At 69.3% G+C, this 19806-nt stretch carries 17 protein-coding genes; 7 read left to right on the forward strand and 10 right to left on the reverse strand.

The window, feature by feature from the left end; all coding sequences use genetic code 11:
- Positions 1-192: 192 nt before the first annotated feature.
- From mnhG to I8E28_RS19015, 8 genes are all read right to left on the reverse strand, one after another.
- On the reverse strand, positions 193-522 hold the full coding sequence (gene mnhG / locus I8E28_RS18980) for a monovalent cation/H(+) antiporter subunit G (RefSeq protein ID WP_200789785.1): 330 nt from the start codon (positions 520-522) through the stop codon (positions 193-195).
- Positions 519-797 (reverse strand): K+/H+ antiporter subunit F, encoded by a 279-nt coding sequence (locus I8E28_RS18985; protein ID WP_200789786.1) that lies wholly within the window; start codon positions 795-797, stop codon positions 519-521. The genes mnhG and I8E28_RS18985 overlap by 4 nt, the downstream gene beginning before the upstream one ends.
- Positions 794-1282 (reverse strand): Na+/H+ antiporter subunit E, encoded by a 489-nt coding sequence (locus I8E28_RS18990; RefSeq protein ID WP_200789787.1) that lies wholly within the window; start codon positions 1280-1282, stop codon positions 794-796. Before I8E28_RS18990 ends, I8E28_RS18985 begins: the two co-directional genes overlap by 4 nt.
- Positions 1279-2952 carry a monovalent cation/H+ antiporter subunit D gene (locus tag I8E28_RS18995; protein WP_200789788.1) on the reverse strand — a complete coding sequence of 558 codons (1674 nt, stop codon included), beginning with the start codon at positions 2950-2952 and terminating at the stop codon, positions 1279-1281. The genes I8E28_RS18990 and I8E28_RS18995 overlap by 4 nt, the downstream gene beginning before the upstream one ends.
- Entirely contained in the window at positions 2949-3293 is a 345-nt protein-coding gene (locus I8E28_RS19000; protein WP_200789789.1) for a Na+/H+ antiporter subunit C, read from the reverse strand. The genes I8E28_RS18995 and I8E28_RS19000 overlap by 4 nt, the downstream gene beginning before the upstream one ends.
- Positions 3293-6178, reverse strand: coding sequence for a monovalent cation/H+ antiporter subunit A (locus I8E28_RS19005; RefSeq protein WP_200789790.1), 2886 nt, complete (start codon positions 6176-6178; stop codon positions 3293-3295). Before I8E28_RS19005 ends, I8E28_RS19000 begins: the two co-directional genes overlap by 1 nt.
- An 87-nt stretch (positions 6179-6265) precedes the next feature.
- Positions 6266-6991, reverse strand: coding sequence for an RNA polymerase sigma factor (locus I8E28_RS19010; RefSeq protein WP_200789791.1), 726 nt, complete (start codon positions 6989-6991; stop codon positions 6266-6268).
- Positions 6992-7002: 11 nt separating this feature from the next.
- On the reverse strand, positions 7003-8223 hold the full coding sequence (locus I8E28_RS19015; RefSeq protein WP_200789792.1) for a c-type cytochrome: 1221 nt from the start codon (positions 8221-8223) through the stop codon (positions 7003-7005).
- A 334-nt stretch (positions 8224-8557) separates the two neighbouring features.
- Here I8E28_RS19015 and I8E28_RS19020 point away from each other — a divergent pair, with 334 nt between their 5' ends.
- On the forward strand, positions 8558-9766 hold the full coding sequence (locus tag I8E28_RS19020; RefSeq protein WP_239027270.1) for a WD40/YVTN/BNR-like repeat-containing protein: 1209 nt from the start codon (positions 8558-8560) through the stop codon (positions 9764-9766).
- Positions 9767-9782: 16 nt separating this feature from the next.
- On the opposite strand, the gene I8E28_RS19025 is transcribed toward I8E28_RS19020, so the two are convergent.
- Both I8E28_RS19025 and I8E28_RS19030 read right to left on the reverse strand, forming a co-directional pair.
- The gene (locus I8E28_RS19025; protein WP_200789793.1) at positions 9783-11636 is read right to left on the reverse strand and encodes a PAS domain-containing sensor histidine kinase; all 1854 of its coding nucleotides are present in this window, start codon (positions 11634-11636) and stop codon (positions 9783-9785) included.
- 94 nt (positions 11637-11730) lie between these two features.
- The gene (locus I8E28_RS19030; protein ID WP_200789794.1) at positions 11731-12144 is read right to left on the reverse strand and encodes a hypothetical protein; all 414 of its coding nucleotides are present in this window, start codon (positions 12142-12144) and stop codon (positions 11731-11733) included.
- A 998-nt stretch (positions 12145-13142) separates the two neighbouring features.
- Here I8E28_RS19030 and I8E28_RS19035 point away from each other — a divergent pair.
- The 6 genes from I8E28_RS19035 (at position 13143) to I8E28_RS20805 (ending at position 19735) form a co-directional block, all read left to right on the forward strand.
- Complete coding sequence (locus I8E28_RS19035; RefSeq protein WP_200789795.1) at positions 13143-13325, forward strand: hypothetical protein; 183 nt, start codon at positions 13143-13145, stop codon at positions 13323-13325.
- Between the two features lie 239 nt (positions 13326-13564).
- Positions 13565-14452 (forward strand): LysR family transcriptional regulator, encoded by an 888-nt coding sequence (locus I8E28_RS19040; protein ID WP_200789796.1) that lies wholly within the window; start codon positions 13565-13567, stop codon positions 14450-14452.
- A gap of 92 nt (positions 14453-14544) precedes the next feature.
- The gene (locus I8E28_RS19045) at positions 14545-15513 is read left to right on the forward strand and encodes a Bug family tripartite tricarboxylate transporter substrate binding protein (RefSeq protein WP_200789797.1); all 969 of its coding nucleotides are present in this window, start codon (positions 14545-14547) and stop codon (positions 15511-15513) included.
- Positions 15510-16487, forward strand: coding sequence for a M14 family metallopeptidase (locus tag I8E28_RS19050; RefSeq protein ID WP_200789798.1), 978 nt, complete (start codon positions 15510-15512; stop codon positions 16485-16487). Before I8E28_RS19045 ends, I8E28_RS19050 begins: the two co-directional genes overlap by 4 nt.
- A gap of 436 nt (positions 16488-16923) precedes the next feature.
- On the forward strand, positions 16924-18090 hold the full coding sequence (locus I8E28_RS19055; protein WP_200789799.1) for an FIST signal transduction protein: 1167 nt from the start codon (positions 16924-16926) through the stop codon (positions 18088-18090).
- 4 nt (positions 18091-18094) lie between these two features.
- A complete protein-coding gene (locus I8E28_RS20805) occupies positions 18095-19735 on the forward strand; it encodes an ATP-binding protein (protein ID WP_200789800.1) in 1641 nt (546 codons plus the stop codon).
- The last annotated feature ends 71 nt before the right edge of the window (positions 19736-19806 follow it).

The raw sequence follows: 19806 nt of genomic DNA on the forward strand, positions 1-19806 counted from the left end.
AGGCGACCGCCGGGCTCAGGACTCTGCGAGCGTTCGCAGGAGGCCGAACGCGCGCCCACGCAGCATCCGTGCGGCGCACGAGGCGGGCACGGTTTGCAGGCGGGAGACCGGGGTGACCATGAGGGCCAGTCTAGGGCCCCCGCTCCCGATCACCAAACGCCCAGCCCCAATCCGGCAAGGCCCGCAGGGGCATCACGCGAATGGCGGCGGTGCGTCCTCGTCGCCGCCTGCGCGCCGGCGGAACGCCGAGGCACGGGCCAGGAACGCCGTCGTCACCGGCGCGGTCACCGACAGCACCACGGCGACGAGCCAGGCGGACAGCATGGGCGCTCCCTGGTGCGCCGTGAAGTGGATGGCCGTGGCGAGCGCCGCCAGCCACGTCCCCAGCGTCGATGCGATCGACGGAGCGTGCATGCGCGAGAAGAAATCCGGCAGGCGCAGCAGCCCGACTGCGGCCACGAGCACGAGCAGGCCGCTGCCGAGCAGCAGCACGGCGACGATCGCGTCGGCCACCGGCGTCATTCGACCACCTCCCCGCGCCAGAGGAAGCGCGCCATCGCCGACGAGCCGGCGAACCCGAACAGCGCGATCAGCAGCGCGGCCTCGAAGCCCATGCTGCTGTCGTACCGGATCGCCAGCGTGAGCAACAGCAGCAGGCCGACGATGAACAGGAAGTCCAGCGCGAGCACGCGGTCCTGCGCGCGCGGGCCACGCAGCACCCGCCCCAGGGCCAGCAGCATGGCCAGCGCGTACAGCACCAGGGTGATCGTCACGGCGGCCGACAACAGGGGGCTCATTCGAAGATCTCCAGCAGGGGGCGCTCGTAGCGCTCCTTGTAGTGGCGGATGAAGTCGCCCTCGTGCGGCAGGTCGAACACGTGCAGCAGCAAGGCGCTGCGGTCGGGCGCGAGCTCGGTCCAGACGGTGCCGGGCACGATCGTGGTGATCACGGCCAGCGCCGCCAGTGCCTGCGGATCGCGCAGCTCGAGGGGAATCACGACGAAGGCGGGGCGCGGCGGCCGGCGACGGCCGCTGAGCACGCCGCGCGCGACTTCGGCCGCCGACACGACGACGTCCAGGCCGACGGTGAAAACCAGCCGCACGAGCACGCCGGGCCGGCGCAAGGGGCCGGCCCGGGGCCGCAACGGCGCGGTGAGTACCGGCAGCAGCCAGCCGGCGAGCGCCCCGAGCAGCAGGTGCCCCGGCGCGACGGAGCCCTGCAGCAGCAACCAGGCCGCGAACAATGCGAGCGACAGCCAGGGCGCGGGGAACCAGTGCTTCATCGCACGCCCCCCGGCGATGCCACCGGCCGCGCCGCCTGCACCGTGGCGATGTAGTGCTGCGGGTCGTGCAATGCCGCCGCGGTCGCGCTCATGTAGCGCAGCGCCGGTTCGCCCGCGAGCACCAGCGCGACGCACAGCCCGAGCAGCGCCGCGACCGGCACCGATTCCGCGACGCGCAACCGCGGCGGCGGGCGTTCCTCGGGACTCCAGAACACGCGCAGGCCCACGCGCGACAGCGCGACGACGGCGAGCAAGCCGAGCACGACCTGCAGCGTGAACAGCAGCGCGCCGGCACCCGCGGGCCCCGTGTGCGCGGGCATGGCCAGCACCGCCGACAGCATCGCCACCTTGGCGACGAAGCCCGACAGCGGCGGCAGGCCGGCAAGCACCAGCGTGCCGACCAGGAACGACAGGCTCAGGAAGATGACGGCGCCGGGAATCGCGCGGCCGACCAGGGGCATCGCCAGGTCGTCCAGGTTCGCATCGATCGGCGGCGGCTCCGCCTCGGCAAAGCTGGGCAGGCGGTCGTCGGTGATCAGCGCGGACGGCCGATCGGGATCCACGCCCCGCGCGCGGTCCATCAGTTCGACCAGCAGGAACATCGCGGCCGCGGCCAGCGTCGCGCTGGCCAGGTAGAACAGCGCGCCAGCCGTGAGCGCCGGATGGTCGAAACCCGCCGCGGCCACCACCGTCCCCGATGAGCCGATGATGCTGAACGCCACCACGCGCGCCAGGTTGTGCGACGCGAGCATGCCGACCGTGCCGAACGCCAGCGTCGCGAGGCCGCCCCACACCAGCGCCTCGCTGCCGAACAGCGCCGAGCCTCCGGCCGTCGCCGGGAAGCACAGCGTCCACAACCGCAGGATCGCGTACACGCCGACCTTGGTGAGGATGGCGAACAGGCCCGCCACCGGCGTGCTGGCGGCGCGGTACGCGGCCGGCAGCCAGAAGTTCATCGGCCAGATGGCCGCCTTGGCGAGGAACGCGATCGCCAGCAGGGCCGCGCCGGCGTGCAGCAGGCCGCGGTCGCTGGCGGGCACCGCCGGCAGCTTGGCGGCGATGTCGGCCATGTTCAGCGTGCCCGTCACGCCGTACAGCAGCGACACGCCGATCAGGAACAGCAGCGAGGCCACCAGGTTGATGGCGATGTAGTGCAGCCCCGACCGCACGCGCGCTTCGCCGCCGCCGTGCAGCAGCAGGCCGTACGAGGCCGCGAGCAGGACCTCGAAGAACACGAACAGGTTGAACAGGTCGGCGGTGAGGAAGGCGCCGTTGAGGCCCATCAGCTGCAGCTGCAGCAGCACCTGGAAATGCACGCCCGCGCGATGCCAGCGCGCCAGCGAATACAGCAGGCTGGCGAGCCCGGTCGCGGCCACCAGCACCAGCATCATCGCGGAGAGCCGGTCGGCCACCAGCACGATGCCGAACGGCGCCGGCCAGTTGCCGGGCAGGTAGACGCCGAACGCGCCGGGGCGGTCCTGGCCATCGACCCACAGCAGCAAGGCGACGGCGGTCGCCAGCATCAGCACGCACGACAGCAGGCCGATGGCCGCCTTGACGCGGCGGTGCTGCGCGCCGATGGCGGCCAGCACGCCCGCCGCCGCCAGCGGCACCAGCACCGGCGCGACGACCAGGTGCGCCATCGACCATTCGCTGGTCCACGCGTTCATGGCCGGTCCCCCGCGCCGTCGACGTGGTCGCTGCCGCTCAGGCCGCGCAGCGCCAGCAGCACCACCAGGAACAGCGCGGTGGTCGCGAAGCCGATCACGATGGCCGTGAGCACCAGCGACTGCGGCAGCGGATCGGAGTAGTCCACCAGGTTGGGCTGCAGGCCGGCCTGGATGATCGGCTCGCGGTCGATCGCCAGGCTGCCGACGCTGAAGATGAACAGGTTCACCGCATAGGACAGCAGCGACAGGCCGACCAGCACCTGGAAGGTTCGCGGCCGCAACACCAGCCACACGCCGGCGGCGGTGAGCACGCCGATCACGAGCGAGAGCACGATCTCCATCAGTTGTCTCCCTCGTGGGCGGCGGCACCGGGGCGGCGCTGCGCGCGCAGTGACTGGTGCGCAATGGCGACCAGCATCAGCAGCGTCGATCCCAGCACGACGCCGAACACGCCCAGGTCGAAGAAGAACGCGCTCGGCAGGTGCAGCTCGCCGAGCACCGGCAGCGTCACGTGCGCGGTATGCGTGGTGAGGAAGGGATAGCCGAAGGCCAGCGACCCGAGACCGGTGGCGAGGGCCAGCAGCAGGCCCGCGGCGATCCACCGCGTGGGCTGCAGGTCGGTGCGAGCTTCCACCCACTGCGTGCCCGACACCATGTACTGCGTGACGAGCGCGATCGCGACCACGAGGCCGGCGATGAAGCCGCCGCCGGGCTCGTTGTGGCCGCGCATGAACAGGTGCAGTGCCAGCAGGCAGGCCGCCGGCAGCAGCAGGCGGACCAGCACGGCCGGCACCAGCAGGTGGCCACGAGCGTCCTCGGCCGTCTCCGCCGGAGCGGCGGCGGCCCGCAGGCGCTGCTGCGGCGGGCGCTCGACCGTTTCGCGCGGCGGACGGAACCGCCGCAGCAGAGCGTAGACCGTGAGCGCCACGGCGCCCAGGACGGTGATCTCGCCCAGCGTGTCGAACGCGCGGAAGTCGACCAGCATCACGTTGACGACGTTGGTGCCGCCGCCGACCGGCAGCGCGTTGGCCAGGAAGAAGGGCGAGATGCTCTGGGGCGCCGAGCGCGTGAGCATCGCGTACGACAGCGCGGCCAGGCCGGTGCCCGCGAGCACCGACAGCACGAAGTCGCGCCGGCGTCGCCACCACGCACTCCGTGCATCGCGCGGATCGTCCTGGACCACGCGGCGCGGCAGCCAGCGCAGCCCCAGCAGGAACAGCACGGTGGTGACGGTCTCCACGCCGAGTTGCGTCAACGCGAGGTCGGGCGCCGAGAACCACGCGAACGTGAGCGACACCATCAGGCCCACGACCCCGAGCAGGATCAGCGCCTGCAGGCGGTGGAACTTGGCCAGGTAGGCGGCGCCGATGGCGCACGCGGCGCCGCCGGCCCACAGCAGGATGAAGTCGGGGCTCGCTGGAACCCGTGCCCGGTCGCCCCACCCGAGGGGCACGACGAGCGCGGACCCGAGCCCCGCAGCGCTCGCGACGAGCAGCAAGGCCAGCATCTGCACCTGCAGCCGCCGCGTGCTGGCGGCGCGCAGCAGCCGGCGCGCGGCGAGGTTGGTGCGGGCCAGCCCGTTCTCGAACAGGCGCTGGCCATCGAGGCGCGCCACCAGCGGCGCGCCGCGGCGCCCGCGCGCCTTGAACCAGTTGGCGGCGCGCAGGTACACCACGAGGCCGCCCACGATGGCCACCAGGCTCATCGCGAACGGCGTCGTGAAGCCGTGCCAGACCGCCAGGTTGTAGCTGGGCAGCGCCCCGCCGACGACCGGCCGCGCCGCGGTTGCAAGCACCGGTCCGATCGCGATGTTGGGCGCGACGCCAACGACGACGCAGGCCAGCACCAGCAGCTCGATCGGCACCCGCATCCAGCGCCTGGGCTCGTGCGGCGGATGCGGCAGGCCTTGCGGCGGCGGGCCGAAGAAGACGTCGTGCCCGAAGCGCAGCGAGTACACGACGCCGAACACGCCGTAGATGGTGGCGACGGCCGGCAGGCCGTACTCGATCCACGTGTTGCCGCTCGCGAACAGCGTCTCGGCGAAGAACATTTCCTTCGACAGGAAGCCGTTGAGCAGCGGCACGCCCGCCATCGCGGCGCACGCCACCATCGCGAGGGTGCCCGTGAGCGGCATGAACCGGAACAGGCCGTCGAGGCGGCGCATGTCGCGCGTGCCGGTCTCGTGGTCGATGATGCCGACCGACATGAACAGCGACGCCTTGAAGGTCGCGTGGTTCATCATGTGGAAGACCGCCGCCACCGCCGCGAGGGTGCTGTTCAGGCCGAGCAGCAGCGTGATGAGTCCCAGGTGGCTGATCGTCGAATACGCAAGCAGCGCCTTCAGGTCGTTCTGGAACATTGCCAGGTACGCGCCCAGCAGCAGCGTGCACGCGCCGGCGCCCCCCACGAGCCAGAACCATTCGTCGCTGCCGGACAGCACCGGCCAGAGTCGCGCCAGCAGGAACACGCCGGCCTTCACCAGCGTGGCCGAGTGCAGGAACGCGGACACCGGCGTCGGCGCGGCCATCGCGCGGGGCAGCCAGAAGTGGAACGGGAACTGCGCGCTCTTGGTGAAGGCCCCGAGCAGCACGAGCACGAGCACCAGCGGGTAGAGCGGGTGCGCGCGCACGCGGGTGCCGGCCTGCAGCACCTGGTCCAGCTCGTAGGTGCCGGCGATGTGGCCGAGCAGCAGCACGCCCGCCAGCAGCGCGAGCCCGCCGCCCGCGGTGACGGTGAACGCCATGCGCGCGCCGCGGCGCGCATCGCGGCGGTGGTACCAGTACCCGATGAGCAGGAACGAGAACAGGCTGGTGAGCTCCCAGCACAGCACCAGCTGCACCAGGTTGCCCGACACGACGACGCCGAGCATCGCGCCCATGAAGGCCAGCAGCAGCGAGTAGAAGCGCGCCGCCGGGTCGTCCTCGGACAGGTAGTAGCGCGCGTAGAGCACGACCAGCGCGCCGATCACGGTGACGAGCATCGCGAACATCCACGCCAGGCCATCGATGCGCACCACGATGTCGACGCCCACACTGGGCAGCCAGGCGAGCCGCTCGGTGACCACCTCCCCGGCGCTGATGCGCGGGAACAGCAGCCCCAGCGGAATGGCCGTGCCCAGCGCCACCAGGCCTGCCAGCGCCGACTCGGCATTGCGGGCGCGGGTGGGAAGCAGCGCGGCGACGACGGCGCCGGCGAACGGCAGGAGGACGACGAGCAACACGGGCATCGCCGCCGAGTCTATGTGACGGACTCGGCTCGCCAGCCTTGATTTCGCTGACGGCGGCGCAGGGATGGCAGCCGCCGCAAGTGATGGTCAGCGGTGGCGGATGATCCCCAGCGCGTGCAGCGAGGCGAGCACGTCGGACACCATGTCCTCGCAGCGCTGGCCCCGGAAGTCATGCGCGGCGGACAGCGGCAAGTCCGCGAGATCGTCGAGCCGGCCGCGCAGCATGCCGCGCGCGCGCAGGTAGCGCGTCCGCACCACGTCGAGCGTCACGTCCAGCGCGGCGGCCGTCTCCTCGACGCTGAGTCCCTGCACCGCGCGGAGGATGAACACGCACCGGTAGATCGGCGGCAGCAGGTCGATGGCGTCTTCGAGCCGCCGCCGCAATTCGCCGCGCCACGCCTCGTCCTCCGGCGTGTGCCCGTCCGAGCGGGCCGGGTCGTCAGCGTGCGGCATGTCGTTCTCCAGGTCCGGGCCGCTGCCGCACCACGCCGCGCGGCGGCCGAGCGATCGCTGCCGGCCCAGCGCCTGGTGGATCGCGATGCGCACCAGCCAGGTGGCGAGGCTGGCGTCGCCGCGGAAGGAGCCGAGCGACAGGAAGGCGCGCAGCCAGGTTTCCTGCACGACGTCCTGCGCCTCCGCATCGTCCTTCACGATCCCGCGGGCGGCGCGGAACAGCAGCCGGTTGTGCGCGCGCAGGAGGCGCTCGAACGCCTTCGCCTCCCCGCGGCGCAGGGCCGCCAGCAACTCGCCCTCGCCGTCCTGCCGCCGGGGTGCGGTGACGGCGACTTCCGCCTCCCATGCGGGGATCGCCATGGCGCGGTCCCTCAGAGGGAGCGAAGGTATTGCGCCACGTCCCGCACCTCGTCGGGCGACAACTGCAGTTGCTGCCGCTGGTTGTAGGTGCTGACCACGTCCTCGAGGGTGGCCGCGGAGCCGTCGTGGAAGTACGGCGCGTGGCTCCACGCGCCCGGCAGCGGCGCGGTCCGGTACATCTTCGTCGCGGACCGCGCCGCGTAGCTCGGGTTCTCCGGTTCGACCATGGACGCGGATGGCGGGTGAAGCATCGCATTGGCGTCCGTGAACGCGCTGCCCGCATGGCAGGTCGCGCACTGCGCCTTGCCCATGAACAAGGCCTGGCCGCGCGCCGCGGCGGCGGTGTCGAACGATCCGGGCGGCGGTGCGGGTGCGGCGAGCGACAGCTGGTACGCCTGCAGGGCGGGCAGCTTGGCGCTGACGAGATCGGTGCTGCCGTGCACGACATGAAGGTTCAGCCGCGGCTCGTCGAACGTGCCCTGGCCGCCCATCTGCGTGACCGCCACGTAGCGGTTCCAGTACGCGATGTCGTCCCCGTCACCGGTCAGCGTGATCTTGCCGACGCCGGCCAGCCCGAAAGCGGGCGGGATGACGACCGGCTTGCTCAGCCCGTCGAGGTTGAAGCGCGGGTCGTACTTGCCCTTGCCCCACGACTGGTACACGGCCTTCGCTTTCGCGTCGAGCACCGGGGACAGCGAGATGATGGCGCCCGGATCCAGGTCCCGGTTGGGCCAGCCATCCAGGCGTCGGCCGATGCCCTTCGCGAACGAGTCGTCGACGGTGGAGTGGCACAGCGCGCAGGTGATCCCCACCTTCCGTAGCCGGTCGACGCCGTTCACGGTCTCGACCTCGCCCTTGACGCCCACCACCGCGTCGAGCTTCAGCAGCGCCAGCGTCGTGGCCGGGCTGCCCAGGTCGACCTGGCCGGCCTTCAGGGCGTCCTGCACGGCCTGCGGCAGCGCCTCCACGTCGACCTTCAGGCCGACGGCGAGCGCGGTCGCCGGCGACACGGCGGTTTCGATCACCTCATGCAGCCGAAGCGTGTCGGTCCACTGCGCTTCGTCGCCGAACGTGTCGAAGCGGAACACCTGCCGACCTTCAGCTAGCAACTTTGGATCCAATGGGGCGGCCGGATCGTCGCTGCCACCGCACGACCAGAGCGCCAGCGTCGCGACGAGCGCGGCCAGCCAGGGCGCGAGGCGAACGTGGAACGGAGCGGTTGGAGTCGGCATGGCGGCGGTCCGGTTGGAGGGGATGCAGCCTTAGATGTCGCGAACAGCGGAAACGTGACAAGCGCGGCGGCAGGACGTTGCGCAAGGTCATCCGCAAGCTGCTGCCGGCAACTCGACCGATGTCTCGAATCGTCGCAATCGTGAGCGGCGCGCCCCAAGCGAAACCACCCGCGCGAGTCCCGCCTGTCGAGGCGTGCGGCCGTGACCGCGGCGCGCATCGGCACTGTGAGCGGGCACACAGCTGTTGCAATTTCCCATCTGGCGGATGCGAGGCACTTTTCGCAAGCTGGCGCCCACGGTCCGCGATGGGCCGCGCCATTCAGGGAGACACCGCATGCAGGTTTCGCAACCGACCCCGGCCCGGCTTTCCGCGACGCTGCTCGCACTCTGGCTCGCTGCCTGCGGTGGCGGCGGCGGCGACGACACCGTCGCCAGCGTGCCCCCGCCCGCACCCGCGCCGGTCGCGGCAGGACCCGTCGCCGCGCCGCCGGCGCCCGTCGCGGCGCCGCCGGCACCCGCCGCGAGCGCGCCCGTGTCGCCACCCGTCGTCGCGGGGCCCCTCGCCTGGACGCCGGTGGCCACGCTGGGGGCGAAAACGTGGCACGGGGTCGCTTCGAACCCCACCGGCACCGTGCTGGCCGCCATCGCGAACCCCGGCGGTGTGTTCCTCTCGCGCGATGCCGGGGTGACCTGGGTCGACAGCGGCTTGCCGGCGACGCCGAATTGGGTGGCGATCGACATGGACGCGACCGGCCAGGCCCTCTTCGCCGTCGCTTTCGGGGGCGCCATGTACCGCTCCGTGGACGGCGGGGCGACATGGGCCGTGGCCGACACGGCCTTCAATGCGGCCGGCAGCCTGCAGTACGAAGGGGTCACGGTGTCCCAGGATGGACGCCGCGTGGTGGCCACGGTGCTCGACGGGCTGGTCCGCGTGTCGCAGGACGGCGGCGCCACCTTCACCACCTCGGGCGGCACCGCGGCGACGGCCCGGCCCTGGCGCTGGGTGGACAGTTCCGCCGACGGCTCCGTGGTGGTCGCGGTCACCCAGTCGGCCGGCACGGCGCCGGGCCAGGTCCACGTCTCGACCGACGGCGGCCTCACCTTCGTGCAGCGTGAGGTGATGCTCGGCGCGGCCCCGAACCCCGGCGGCTGGTACCGCGTGGCGGTGTCGGACGATGGCAGCACGATGGCCGTCGCGGGCAACACCGACTTCACCGGGACGAGCACCGGCCTGTTCGTCTCGCACGACAGGGGCGCGACCTGGACGCAGGGCAACGCCGCTGCAGGCACCTACACGTCGATCGACATGAACACGACCGGCAGCGTGATCGCAGCGACGCTGTCCGGCGCGACCGGGCGGGTGTTGCTCTCCACCAATGGTGGTGCCACCTTCGCGCCGATGACGGCACCGGCCGGGGAGACGAACTGGCGTGCGCTGGCGATGAACGGAGCGGGGACCCGCCTGATCCTCGCGGCCGGCACCTTCATCAGCACGCCGGGCCAGGTCTACCTGTCGAGCGGCACCGTCGCGGCGGCGCCCTGACCGCGACCCTGCTGCGTCACGGCGCGGCAGGCCCGGCGACCGTGAAGTAGAACGTCGCGCCCTCGCCGGGCCGCGCCTGGGCCCACATGCGTCCGCGGTGCATGGTGACGACCTTGTGGGCGGTGGCGAGGCCGATGCCCGAGCCTTCGAACTCCGGCCCATGCAGGCGGGTGAACGGCTGGAACAACGTGCCGGCGTCGGCATCGTCGAAGCCCACGCCATTGTCCCGCACGAAGTAGCGGCGCGTGCCGCCCTCGACATCCGACCCGATGTGGACGGCTGGTTGCCCACGGTCGCGGCTGTACTTGAGCGCGTTGTCGATGAGGTTGTCCATCACGATCGCCATCAGGCTCGGATCGGCCCGGATGCGCAGCGGTGCGTCGATCGTGATCGCCGCGGACGGCGGCACGCGGCCGGACTGCCGCAGTGCGTCCACGGACTTGCGCGCGATCGCCGCCAGGTCCAGGTCGTGCAGGTCCAGGCTGCCGTGCGCGACCTGGAACAGCGTGATCAGGCCCCGCGTCATGTCCTCCATGTCGTTCGCCGACGCCTGGATGCGCCGCAGGAAGTGCCGGGACCGCTCGTCCAGCACGGGCCACGCGCGATGCTGCAGTTCCTTGGCGAAACCGGCCATGCGGCCGATCGGCGACCGCAGGTCATGCGCCACCGAATACGAGAACGCCTTCAGGTCCGCGTTGAGCGCTTCGAGTTGCGCGGTGCGCTCGCGCACCCGGCGTTCCAGCTCCGCGTTCAGCTCCACGAGGTGCGCCCGCTCGCGGTGCGCCGCGCTCACGTCGCTGAACGAGATGGCGATGCCTTCCTGCATCGGGAATGCGCTGACGCGGAACCACTTGTCCAGCGGCTCGTAGTACTCCTCGAACAGCCGCGTCTCGCGCTGCTCCATGGCGGCCACGTAATGCTCGCCGAACACCGTCTCGCGCACGCCGGGGAACAGGTCCCAGAAGATGCGGCCGACGGCCTCGGCCAAGTCCAGCCCCACGGACTGCGCCGCGAAGCGGTTGGCGTAGGTGACGCGCCAGTCCCGGCCCACGATCGCGAAGCCGTCGGACAGGCTGTCCAGCGTGACGCGGAACCGGTCGGCCCACGCGCGGTTGTACTCGGACACCTCCTTGCTTTCCTGGATGTCCTGGTACGCACCCTGCACGTGGGTGATGCGGCCTTCGGCATCGCGCTTGGCCACCCCGATCACGCGCACCCAGGTCCGCTGGCCGGCTTCGTCGACGATCTGCAGTTCGAGGTCGTACGGGGTGCCTTCCGATGCGCACTTGGTGAAGGCCTCCTGGAGCACCGGCCGCGCCTCCGGCGCGAACAGGTCCAGGGTCTGGTCGTTCGTGCACTCGCGCGCGAACGGGCAGCCATGGACGCCCTGCAACTCCACGCTCCACGTGGTCATGCCGGTGCGCAGGTCGGACGTCCACGCCCCGAACTTGCCGAGCTGGGCCGCCAGCCTGAGCAGCTCCCGCGTTCCAGTCGTGTCCGCGCGCTGGTCGACGTCGGCGGTGATGTCCCGCGTCTCGCCCACGTAGCCCAGGAAACGCCCGTCCGCGTCGTGGCGCGGCCGGGCGCTCGTCGACAGGTAGCGCGGCGCGGAGCCGTCCGTCGGCAGCACGAGGTGTTCGAAATTGGTGAACGGCTCGCCGCGAAGCAACCGCGCGCGGTGGGCAGCCCACGGCTCGCTGAGCGACCGCGAGCCGGGAATCGCCCAGAGCACGTGGCCGAGGGAGATGCCGGGGTCGAACCACGGGCCGGGCGCCGGGGAGATCCGCGTGAACCGGAACTGCTCGTCCTGCTCCCAGGTCCACGCCAGCGCAGCCGTTGGCTGCCCGCGTCGGTCCGGTTCGGCTGGCATGGCGCGATGTTCGCAGCCTTGCGCTGCAGGGCGACTCGTCATCGGGCGGCAGCGACGGTAGGACGGTGCAGACGGAGTGGCTGAGGTGGCACGTTCAGCGAAGCAGGCTTCGGGCTCCCCACAGGAGCGCGCCGGACGCGATCGTCGAGAGCGTTGCGATGGCCGTGCTGGCGCCGAAGGTCGTGCCCAAGGCCATCGAGAAGCCCAGCACGTATGAGGCGAGCAGCAGGCCGACGACGGCCAGCGCGGAGAAGCCGGAGAACGAGGTGATCCCCGTGCCGCTCGAAAAGCTCAGCAGCGTGAACAACGCGATGGCCGCGAAAAAGAGCGACAGGCCGACGGCCTTGAGCGCCTGGCCGTACGTGGGCTGCACATCGGCAATCGCCCTCGCCGCCACGATCACGATGGACGCGACCAGGAACAGCAGGACGAGCGAGACGACCGTGAACTTCAGGGGAGCGAGGAAGGCGAACGCCAGGAACGCGCCGACGAGGAGGATGTACTGCATGGCTGGCGCGTTGTGCGTCTTGAACATTGTCCTTCACGGAGCCCGCTGCCGAGGCGCGTAGATGCTGACGGTGCTGCAAGCTGCCGACCCGGGGTCGTTTACCAGGAGCGCATCGACGGAGCGCTGGCAGCCGGAATTATGGGTGTGTTACCCCAAGCGTGCGTGTTAGCTCCGGTGGCACCTTACCGTGACCTTGATGTCTGCTCTGGGTCGGGAGCGGACGTCGCCGGTCATCGCTGGCCGGGCTCTATCCACTCGGCCGCGCCGGAACAGAAACTTGCGTGTCTCACGCGCGCACCGACGTGGTGAGGTTTAGAAGTGGACGTGGACCGACACGACCCCGTGGACGGCCACGGCGCGTTTGTATTGAGGCGGCGTGTGCATCTCTTGTGGAGTACGAATGTCAACTGACCAAGATCGTGGTCTTTGGGACCGGGTGGCGCGCGACGAAGCGGCTAGCCGCGCTTCGGAGCAGGCTTCGGCAGGCGAGACCCATGGACCCGTGGAGGTCTATCCGGCGCATGGAGCAGCGTCGACGATACGGAGAAGCGCGCCAGCGACTTACAGGCTCGCTCAGGCGTATACATGCGCTCTTGAAGTGGAGCGCCGCGCGTGGGAACTGCTGCCGGCTTTCCCGGGGGACCCGGCATTCGCCGAAGCACCTTGGAATGCCTGGCGTTCAGCAGTCGAAGACCGCGAGGAGGCCACGCGCCTGCTGATCAACTATGCCTTGACGCCGCATTGAACCTAGCTCGCCGTGCTCGGGAGACCTATGAGAGCCGGAATCGTGATCACGGCCCATCGTAGGCACACTGCGGCCGCACGGTTCGGTCCCGACTGGCTGCCCTCTTGAAGCCACGCACAGACTCCAGAGTCTGATCGACCACGAAGTAAGGACTCAGCTGCATGCATCTCAGCATAGACGGGGCACAGCGACCGACCGCGCCGTCGCTACGGTATGGGCCCTGGCTCTTGCCCAGCATGATCAAGGATCAACGATGAGCGAAACGGCGACGGCATATGCGACGGCACTCTGGATCGCAATTTTGCTCGCATTGATGCTGCTTCCTCGTCGCTGGCTTGCTGAACACACATCTTCAGTCGTCGCATCGTTGCTGATCGCTGGCGCACTGGGCACTGTCCTTGTAGCGGTCCTTGCCGAAGCCACGGATCATCCATAGCTGTGCGAAAGCCGCATTGCGAACTGCGGGCGTCCCCGGCAGAGGATCTGTGGTCACACCCTGCCCCTGACCTCTGCGAGAAAATTCAGGACAACGGATTCCGCGTTCCGATTGGTCTGCACGAAAGCCGGTCGCAGCTCGCAGTAGGCGCGGATGGCGTTCTGGAGGCTCTGGGTCAACGCAGGTCGGTCTAGCGCACCGACCGTCCCAGCCAAGGTCTCGGCCAGCGAGAATGCGGCATGCAGACCGCATGGCTCGAAGATCTGGTCGCCCTTTCCGTCACCCGCAGCTTCAGCCGCGCCGCCGAACGGCGGCACCTGACGCAACCCGCGTTCGGGAGGCGGATTCGATCGCTGGAGCAGTGGGCAGGCACGCCGCTGGTGCTGAGGAGCCGCGCCCCCGTGGCGCTCACGCCCGCGGGCGACAGGCTGGTTCAGTACGCCATCGAAGCGGTGCAGGCCATGGCTCAGGCACGCGACGACCTCAAGGGGTTGCACTCCGACTCGCGCGAAGTGGTCACCCTGGTCGCGGGCCGGACCCTGGCGCGCACCATCACGGCCGACTGGCTGGCCCGCGTCAAGCGCAAGACCACGGCGGCCGACCTCAGGGTGCGAACGGGCTCCATGGCCGAGACGTTGAAATGGCTCGAGCAGGGCGAAGCGGATTTCATGATCGCGTACCACCATCCCGTGATCGCCTTGCGCCTCAGTTCCGCCCAGTTCCTCCAGCGAACCCTGGCCCATGACAAGCTCGTTCCCATGGTTCGGTCCGGCGTCGTGGCCCCTCCTGGGGAAGCGGCCGCAAAGCCGATTCCCTACTTGGCCTACTCGGAGAAGCTGGCCCTCGGCCGCTTGGTGCGGGACCACCTCGTCAACCATGCACAGGCGCCTCGCCTGACACAGGTGATCGAATCCGATTCGGCCGATGCCTTGCTCGAGTACGCGCTCAAGGGCCTCGGGGTCGCATGGCTTCCGTGGTCCCTGGCGGTCAACGAGTCCAAGGCCGGCCGCGTGGTGCCCTTCGGGGGGAAGTCGCTCCAGATCGGCTTCGAGGTCCGGGTCGCCCGCCCGAAGCGCCGCCTGGGTCCGGTCGCGGAAGCCATGTGGTCGGCTGTGGACGCGGCCTGAAGCGGTGCACGATCGGCATCGGATGATGCGGAAATGGCTCTAGATCGAAGGTTTGCGCGGCCCACTATCCGCCGCACAAACAGGAGACTGCCATGGGCATCATTCGCCGAACCTGCATCGTTTCACTTCTCTGCGCCCTTTGCCCTTTGGCGTTCGCGCAGCGAGACGGTTTTCCCGATCGCCCGATCACGGTGGTCGTCGGGTACCCGCCCGGGGGCAGCACCGACCTGACGGGGCGCGCCGTCGCCGACCAGCTGGCGAAGAAGCTCGGGGCCACCGTGGTCGTGGAGAACGTCAGCGGGGCCGGCGGAGCGATCGCGGCGCAGAAGGTGTCGAAGGCGGCGCCCGATGGCTACACCCTCCTCCTGGGCGCCAACAACGAGATCGCGATCAACCGGTTTCTTTCCTCCAGCGTTCGCTACACGTACAAGGACTTCACGCCCATCGGGCTGGTCGCCTACCAGCCGATGGTGCTGGTCGCCTCCGCGCAGGCCGGCGTCAAGACGGTTGACGACTTCCTGAAGGCTTCGAAGGCCAAGCCCGGCCGCTACAGCTACGGAAGTTCGGGGGTGGGCACGGCACTGCACCTGGCCGGCGAGATGGTCAAGCAGCAGGCCGGGGTCTTCGTCACCCACATCCCGTACCGGGGCGTAGCGCCTCTGACGACCGACCTGATCGGCGGGTCGCTGGAGTTCGGCGTGTTCGTGCTTTCCAGCGGCCTGCCCCACATCCGCAGCGGCAAGGTCGTCGCGCTCGGCGTCACCGAGAAGCAGCGATCGGCTTCCGCTCCGGACATCCCGGCGCTCGCGGAGCATCCGGTCCTGAAGAACATCGACATCTCGGTGTGGTTCGCGCTGATGGCGCCGCCGGGCCTGCCGGAGCTGGTGGCGGCGAAACTCAGGAAGGCCCTTCGCGAGATTCTGCGGACGCCGGAGTTCAGGAAGAAACTCGAGGACGCAGGGTCCCGCATCGCCCCGCTGGATGTCGACATGACACTGTTCCTGGCCGAGGAAGACGCCAAGTACCAGCGGATCGCCGACTTCGCGAAGATCAAGGAATGAGTGCACGGTTCGACGTCGAGCGGCCGTCGCTCGGGGTGTGGCGCACCGGCAATACAGGCGTGGAAGGCGTCTGGCACTTCGAAGCGGACGAGCCTGGGCCCGTGGTCATGATCACCTGCCTGGTCCACGGCAACGAGCTGTGCGGTGCGTGGGCTGTCAAGGGCCTGCTGGAGTCGGGCTTGCGCCCGCACCGTGGCGCCCTCACGCTGGCGTTCTGCAACCTCGCCGCCTTCGACAGCTTCGACCCCGCGGATCACGACGCGTCCCGGTTCGTCGACGAGGACATGAACCGGCAATGGTCCGCTGAACGGCTCGTGCGGGCAGATTCGGTCGAGCGGACCCGTGCCGCCATGCTGCGCCCCTTCGTCGAGCGCGCCGACTGGCTGCTGGATCTGCATTCGATGCATGAGCCAGGTCCCCCACTGCTGCTCACCGGTCCGCACCAGAGGGCCGTCGATTTCGCAAGCGTCCTGAACTGCGTTGGCCACATCGTCGTGGACGAAGGACATGCCGATGGCGTACGCCTGAGGGACTTCAGTCGCTTCGGCCTGCCAGACGGCTCCTCGGACGCGCGAACGGCGCTGTTGATCGAGTGCGGATTCCATGGCGACCGCAGCTCCATTTCTGTCGCCAAGGACATCTGCTACCGGTTCTTGCTCGAGACGGGCACGGTCGAGCCGGACGCGCTGGTGGCGGCTTTGGCCGATTGGCCCAGGCCGCCACCGGTTCAGCAGGTTGTCCTCGACGTCGAGGGCGCGGTGGTTGCAAAGGATGAGACCTTCAGGTTCGCTCGCCCATTCAAGCCGCTCGAAGCAATCCCTCGCGCCGGCATGATGATCGGACGCAACGGCGACGAGTGGGTCAGGACTCCGTTCGACGACTGCGTTCTCGTGATGCCGTCCACTCGGCAGGCACGTGCAGGGGTGACCGTCGTGCGTTTTGCGCGACAACGCCCGGCGAAGGAATGCCGTTGAACAATCCGAGCGAGTGAAGTCCGCTTCCGGCCAGAAGCGGACGTGCTCCCGAAGACCTAGCGGGGGATCGCGCGCGTCCCCGCCGGAGTGGTGCCGCTCGTGATTGCACCAGTATCAGGCCGCGACGATGTTTCGATCCGAGAGCCTGAGCGTTCCAGCATCTGGTCCCGCTCGGACTCGACACGCCGGCGGCCTTCGACGTCGAGCAGCACCCCCGGGAAGCGGTGAGGCGCGCGATGTTACCCGCCGGCCTCACGGGTTCTGCGAGCGTCAGGCGCTCGACGCGGCCTGCACACGGCATCGACCCTGACCAAGACGCGTGACAAGGGTCCGAGAACGTTGGGACCGGCGCGGGGCGCTGATCGGCGCCTTTTCCTACAGTCGGATCGGACACTGCTGACCCATACTTGCCCGCTCCCGTTTCGGTCAACTCATCATGAACCAAACGCACATCTCTCTGACGGACACGCGAAACAGCGAAGTGGCTGGCGTCGAACTCGGGCGCGGCATCCGTGAAGCGTTCGGCGGTGCTCCTGCAGATGCCGTGGTGGTCTTTGCCTCCGCGCAACACGACTACGACAAGCTGCTGCAGGCGCTCGCAGCCGAGGCAGGCACGCAAACCATCGTCGGCTCATCGTCCGCAGGGGAGTTCACCAACCTAGGACGAGGCGAAGGGCAAGTGTCGGCGCTCGGCATCCGTAGCAGCGACATGAAGTTCGCGGTCGGGCTCGGCCAAGGCGTGAGTCACGACCCCGCCGAGGCCGCGCGCCAGGCGATCGAAGGATTTCGTGGCCGGGGAAAGACGCAAGCCGCCTATCGCAATGCTCTGGTCATGACTGATGCGCTCGCCGGGCACACCGACGCGCTCGTGGAGGAATTGACGGTGCTCACCGGGGGCGCGTATCGCTTTTTCGGCGGAGGGGCGGGCGACGATGGACGGTTCCACTCCACGCACGTGTTCGCAGGGACCAAGGCTTACAGCAATGCCGTTTCGACGCTTGAACTGCTGTCGGACAAGCCCATAGGGATCGGCGTGGCGCACGGCTGGCAGCCGGCAGGTCCCGGCCTGCGCGTCACACAGGCTGAAGGCACCCGGCTGGTGGGACTGAACGGAGCCCCGGCCATCGAGGCCATCGAGGAGCACGCCGCGAAGACGGGCCAGCGTTTCGATCCCGCCGATCCCTTGCCCTTCTTCCTGCATAACGTGCTTGGGATCCAGTCGCCTGGCGGCTACCGGTTGCGAGTGCCGCTTGCCGTTGGCGAGAACGGGGCCATCCTGTGCGCTGCAGCGGTTCCGGAAGGTGCTGTTGTTCACATCATGAAGACCGACGCAAGCTCGGCGGTGCAGGCTGCACGACAAGCAACTGAAGCCGCACTGGGCGCCCTCGAAGGACACAAGCCGTCGGCTGCGTTCGTCTTCGATTGCGTCGCAACGCGGCTGCGGCTGGGTCGCGCTTTCGAGGACGAACTCGAGGCGTGCGCGAAGCTTCTGGAGCCTGCAGGTTTCGTCGGGTGCAACACGTACGGACAGATCGCTCGCGCTGAAGGTCAGTTCAGCGGCTTCCACAACTGCACCGCCGTTGTCTGCGTGCTGCCGGAGTGAGCCCGTGCCGCGACAGTTGCGGCCCCTCGTCGAAGGACTAGCCCGGGAGGGCGGACGCGAGGAGGCCGCCAGGCAGCTCGCCGAGGCGGTCGGTGCGCGCCACCTCCTGATCTACGTCCTTGACGCCGAGCTCGGGGTGATGCTTCCCGCCCCTGGCATGCCCAAGACGATCACGGCTGGACGTTCTTGGCGCGAACTGATGGCCCGATGTGCAGCCGCAGCAGATGGGGAGCAGGCTCCGTCGGTGGTCGAGGTTTTCAATTGCCAGTGGCACGCTCGATGCATCGTGGTGCGCGCGTGCGCGTTCGTACTGCTCGGGGAGGAGCAGTGCACTTTCCCGTCCGAGCTGGTCGATCAACTCCCCGTGCTCGGCGAACTCCTTCATGCGCAGGCCGCCCTGCGGATCGGCATGGCAGAAGTTGCGGCGGCGCGTGACGCGGCCACGCGCGCGCACCAGTTGGCGGCGGCCTTGGACGCGACCCGTGCGGCTGCGGCCGAGCTCAATGTCCAACTCCGCGTGGAGCACCAGCGGAAAGACGAGTTCCTGGCGATGCTGGCGCACGAACTGCGCAATCCGCTGGCTCCTGTGATGACTTCGATCGAGGTGCTTCGCCGCCTGAAGCCGGACAACCAGAGCGCCCGCGACCGCCACCTTTCGATCATGGCGCGCCAGATGCAGCAGCTCGCCCACCTCGTGGACGACCTCCTCGACGTCTCCCGTGTCAGCCGCGGGCTGATCGAACTCCGGCGGGCGGCGGTCAGACTCCCTGATGTGGTCAACGACGCCGTCGAGGCTACTGCGCCCCTGCTCGCCAGCCGCGGGCACACCCTGACGTGCACGGTTCCTGCGCAAGGCTTCTACGTGGATGGCGACCGGGTTCGTCTCGTGCAGGTGTTCTCGAACCTGCTGAACAACGCCGCCAAGTACACGGAGCCCGGTGGCCGCGTCGAAGTGCAGCTGCACGAAGCTGGAGACCGGGCGCAGGTGGCGATCCGCGACAACGGCGTGGGGATCCCTCCCGAAATGCTGACCAGCATCTTCGACCTGTTCACCCAGGTGCCTGGGTCGATCGACCGCGCGCCTGGTGGCTTGGGGATCGGCCTCACCCTTGCGCGCACGCTTGTGGAATTGCACGGCGGCTCCATCGAGGCGCGGAGTGGCGGCGTTGGCAAGGGCAGTGAGTTCATCGTCACCTTGCCACTTGTGGCCGAGCCGGTCGTCGTTTCGCCTGAGCGGGGCACGCACCTGACGTCCGAACTTCCCGAGCATGTCCTGGTCGTCGACGACAACGTCGATGCGGCGGAGACATTGGCGGAGGTGTTCCGGATGGGTGGCGCGCGGGTGACTGTCGCCCATGACGGTGGACAGGCGCTGCAAATCGCGGCGTCCGGAGACCTCCCGCAACTGGTTCTGCTCGACATCGGTCTACCGGGCATGGACGGATTCGAGGTCGCGCGGGAATGGCGCCGCCGTTTCGGTTTGTCCTCGCGGATCGTCGCACTGACCGGGTATGGAGGTCCCGAGGACCGGCACCGCACGAGCCGCGGGGGGTTTGATGCGCATCTGGTGAAACCGGTCACCATGGAGTCCATCGAAGCGACCTTGCGCTCGATCGCTACGAAGGCTTTGTCCGCAGGCAAGTAGCAGCCTGCCCGCGGATATTCGGGACGCTCGAACGTTCGCTTGCAGCCAGCGACCGCGTGCACGCCAGGCAA

The sequence above is a fragment of the Ramlibacter algicola genome, assembly GCF_016641735.1.
In the GTDB taxonomy this organism is placed as follows: domain Bacteria; phylum Pseudomonadota; class Gammaproteobacteria; order Burkholderiales; family Burkholderiaceae_C; genus Ramlibacter; species Ramlibacter algicola.

What these genes read in the sequence shown, in the direction of transcription:
- mnhG (WP_200789785.1), bottom strand. Translation starts at nt 522, where the DNA reads ATGACGCCGGTGGCCGACGCGATCGTCGCCGTGCTGCTGCTCGGCAGC.
- I8E28_RS18985 (WP_200789786.1), bottom strand. Translation starts at nt 797, where the DNA reads ATGAGCCCCCTGTTGTCGGCCGCCGTGACGATCACCCTGGTGCTGTAC.
- I8E28_RS18990 (WP_200789787.1), bottom strand. Translation starts at nt 1,282, where the DNA reads ATGAAGCACTGGTTCCCCGCGCCCTGGCTGTCGCTCGCATTGTTCGCG.
- I8E28_RS18995 (WP_200789788.1), bottom strand. Translation starts at nt 2,952, where the DNA reads ATGAACGCGTGGACCAGCGAATGGTCGATGGCGCACCTGGTCGTCGCG.
- I8E28_RS19000 (WP_200789789.1), bottom strand. Translation starts at nt 3,293, where the DNA reads ATGGAGATCGTGCTCTCGCTCGTGATCGGCGTGCTCACCGCCGCCGGC.
- I8E28_RS19005 (WP_200789790.1), bottom strand. Translation starts at nt 6,178, where the DNA reads ATGCCCGTGTTGCTCGTCGTCCTCCTGCCGTTCGCCGGCGCCGTCGTC.
- I8E28_RS19010 (WP_200789791.1), bottom strand. Translation starts at nt 6,991, where the DNA reads ATGGCGATCCCCGCATGGGAGGCGGAAGTCGCCGTCACCGCACCCCGG.
- I8E28_RS19015 (WP_200789792.1), bottom strand. Translation starts at nt 8,223, where the DNA reads ATGCCGACTCCAACCGCTCCGTTCCACGTTCGCCTCGCGCCCTGGCTG.
- I8E28_RS19020 (WP_239027270.1), top strand. Translation starts at nt 8,558, where the DNA reads ATGCAGGTTTCGCAACCGACCCCGGCCCGGCTTTCCGCGACGCTGCTC.
- I8E28_RS19025 (WP_200789793.1), bottom strand. Translation starts at nt 11,636, where the DNA reads ATGCCAGCCGAACCGGACCGACGCGGGCAGCCAACGGCTGCGCTGGCG.
- I8E28_RS19030 (WP_200789794.1), bottom strand. Translation starts at nt 12,144, where the DNA reads ATGCAGTACATCCTCCTCGTCGGCGCGTTCCTGGCGTTCGCCTTCCTC.
- I8E28_RS19035 (WP_200789795.1), top strand. Translation starts at nt 13,143, where the DNA reads ATGAGCGAAACGGCGACGGCATATGCGACGGCACTCTGGATCGCAATT.
- I8E28_RS19040 (WP_200789796.1), top strand. Translation starts at nt 13,565, where the DNA reads ATGCAGACCGCATGGCTCGAAGATCTGGTCGCCCTTTCCGTCACCCGC.
- I8E28_RS19045 (WP_200789797.1), top strand. Translation starts at nt 14,545, where the DNA reads ATGGGCATCATTCGCCGAACCTGCATCGTTTCACTTCTCTGCGCCCTT.
- I8E28_RS19050 (WP_200789798.1), top strand. Translation starts at nt 15,510, where the DNA reads ATGAGTGCACGGTTCGACGTCGAGCGGCCGTCGCTCGGGGTGTGGCGC.
- I8E28_RS19055 (WP_200789799.1), top strand. Translation starts at nt 16,924, where the DNA reads ATGAACCAAACGCACATCTCTCTGACGGACACGCGAAACAGCGAAGTG.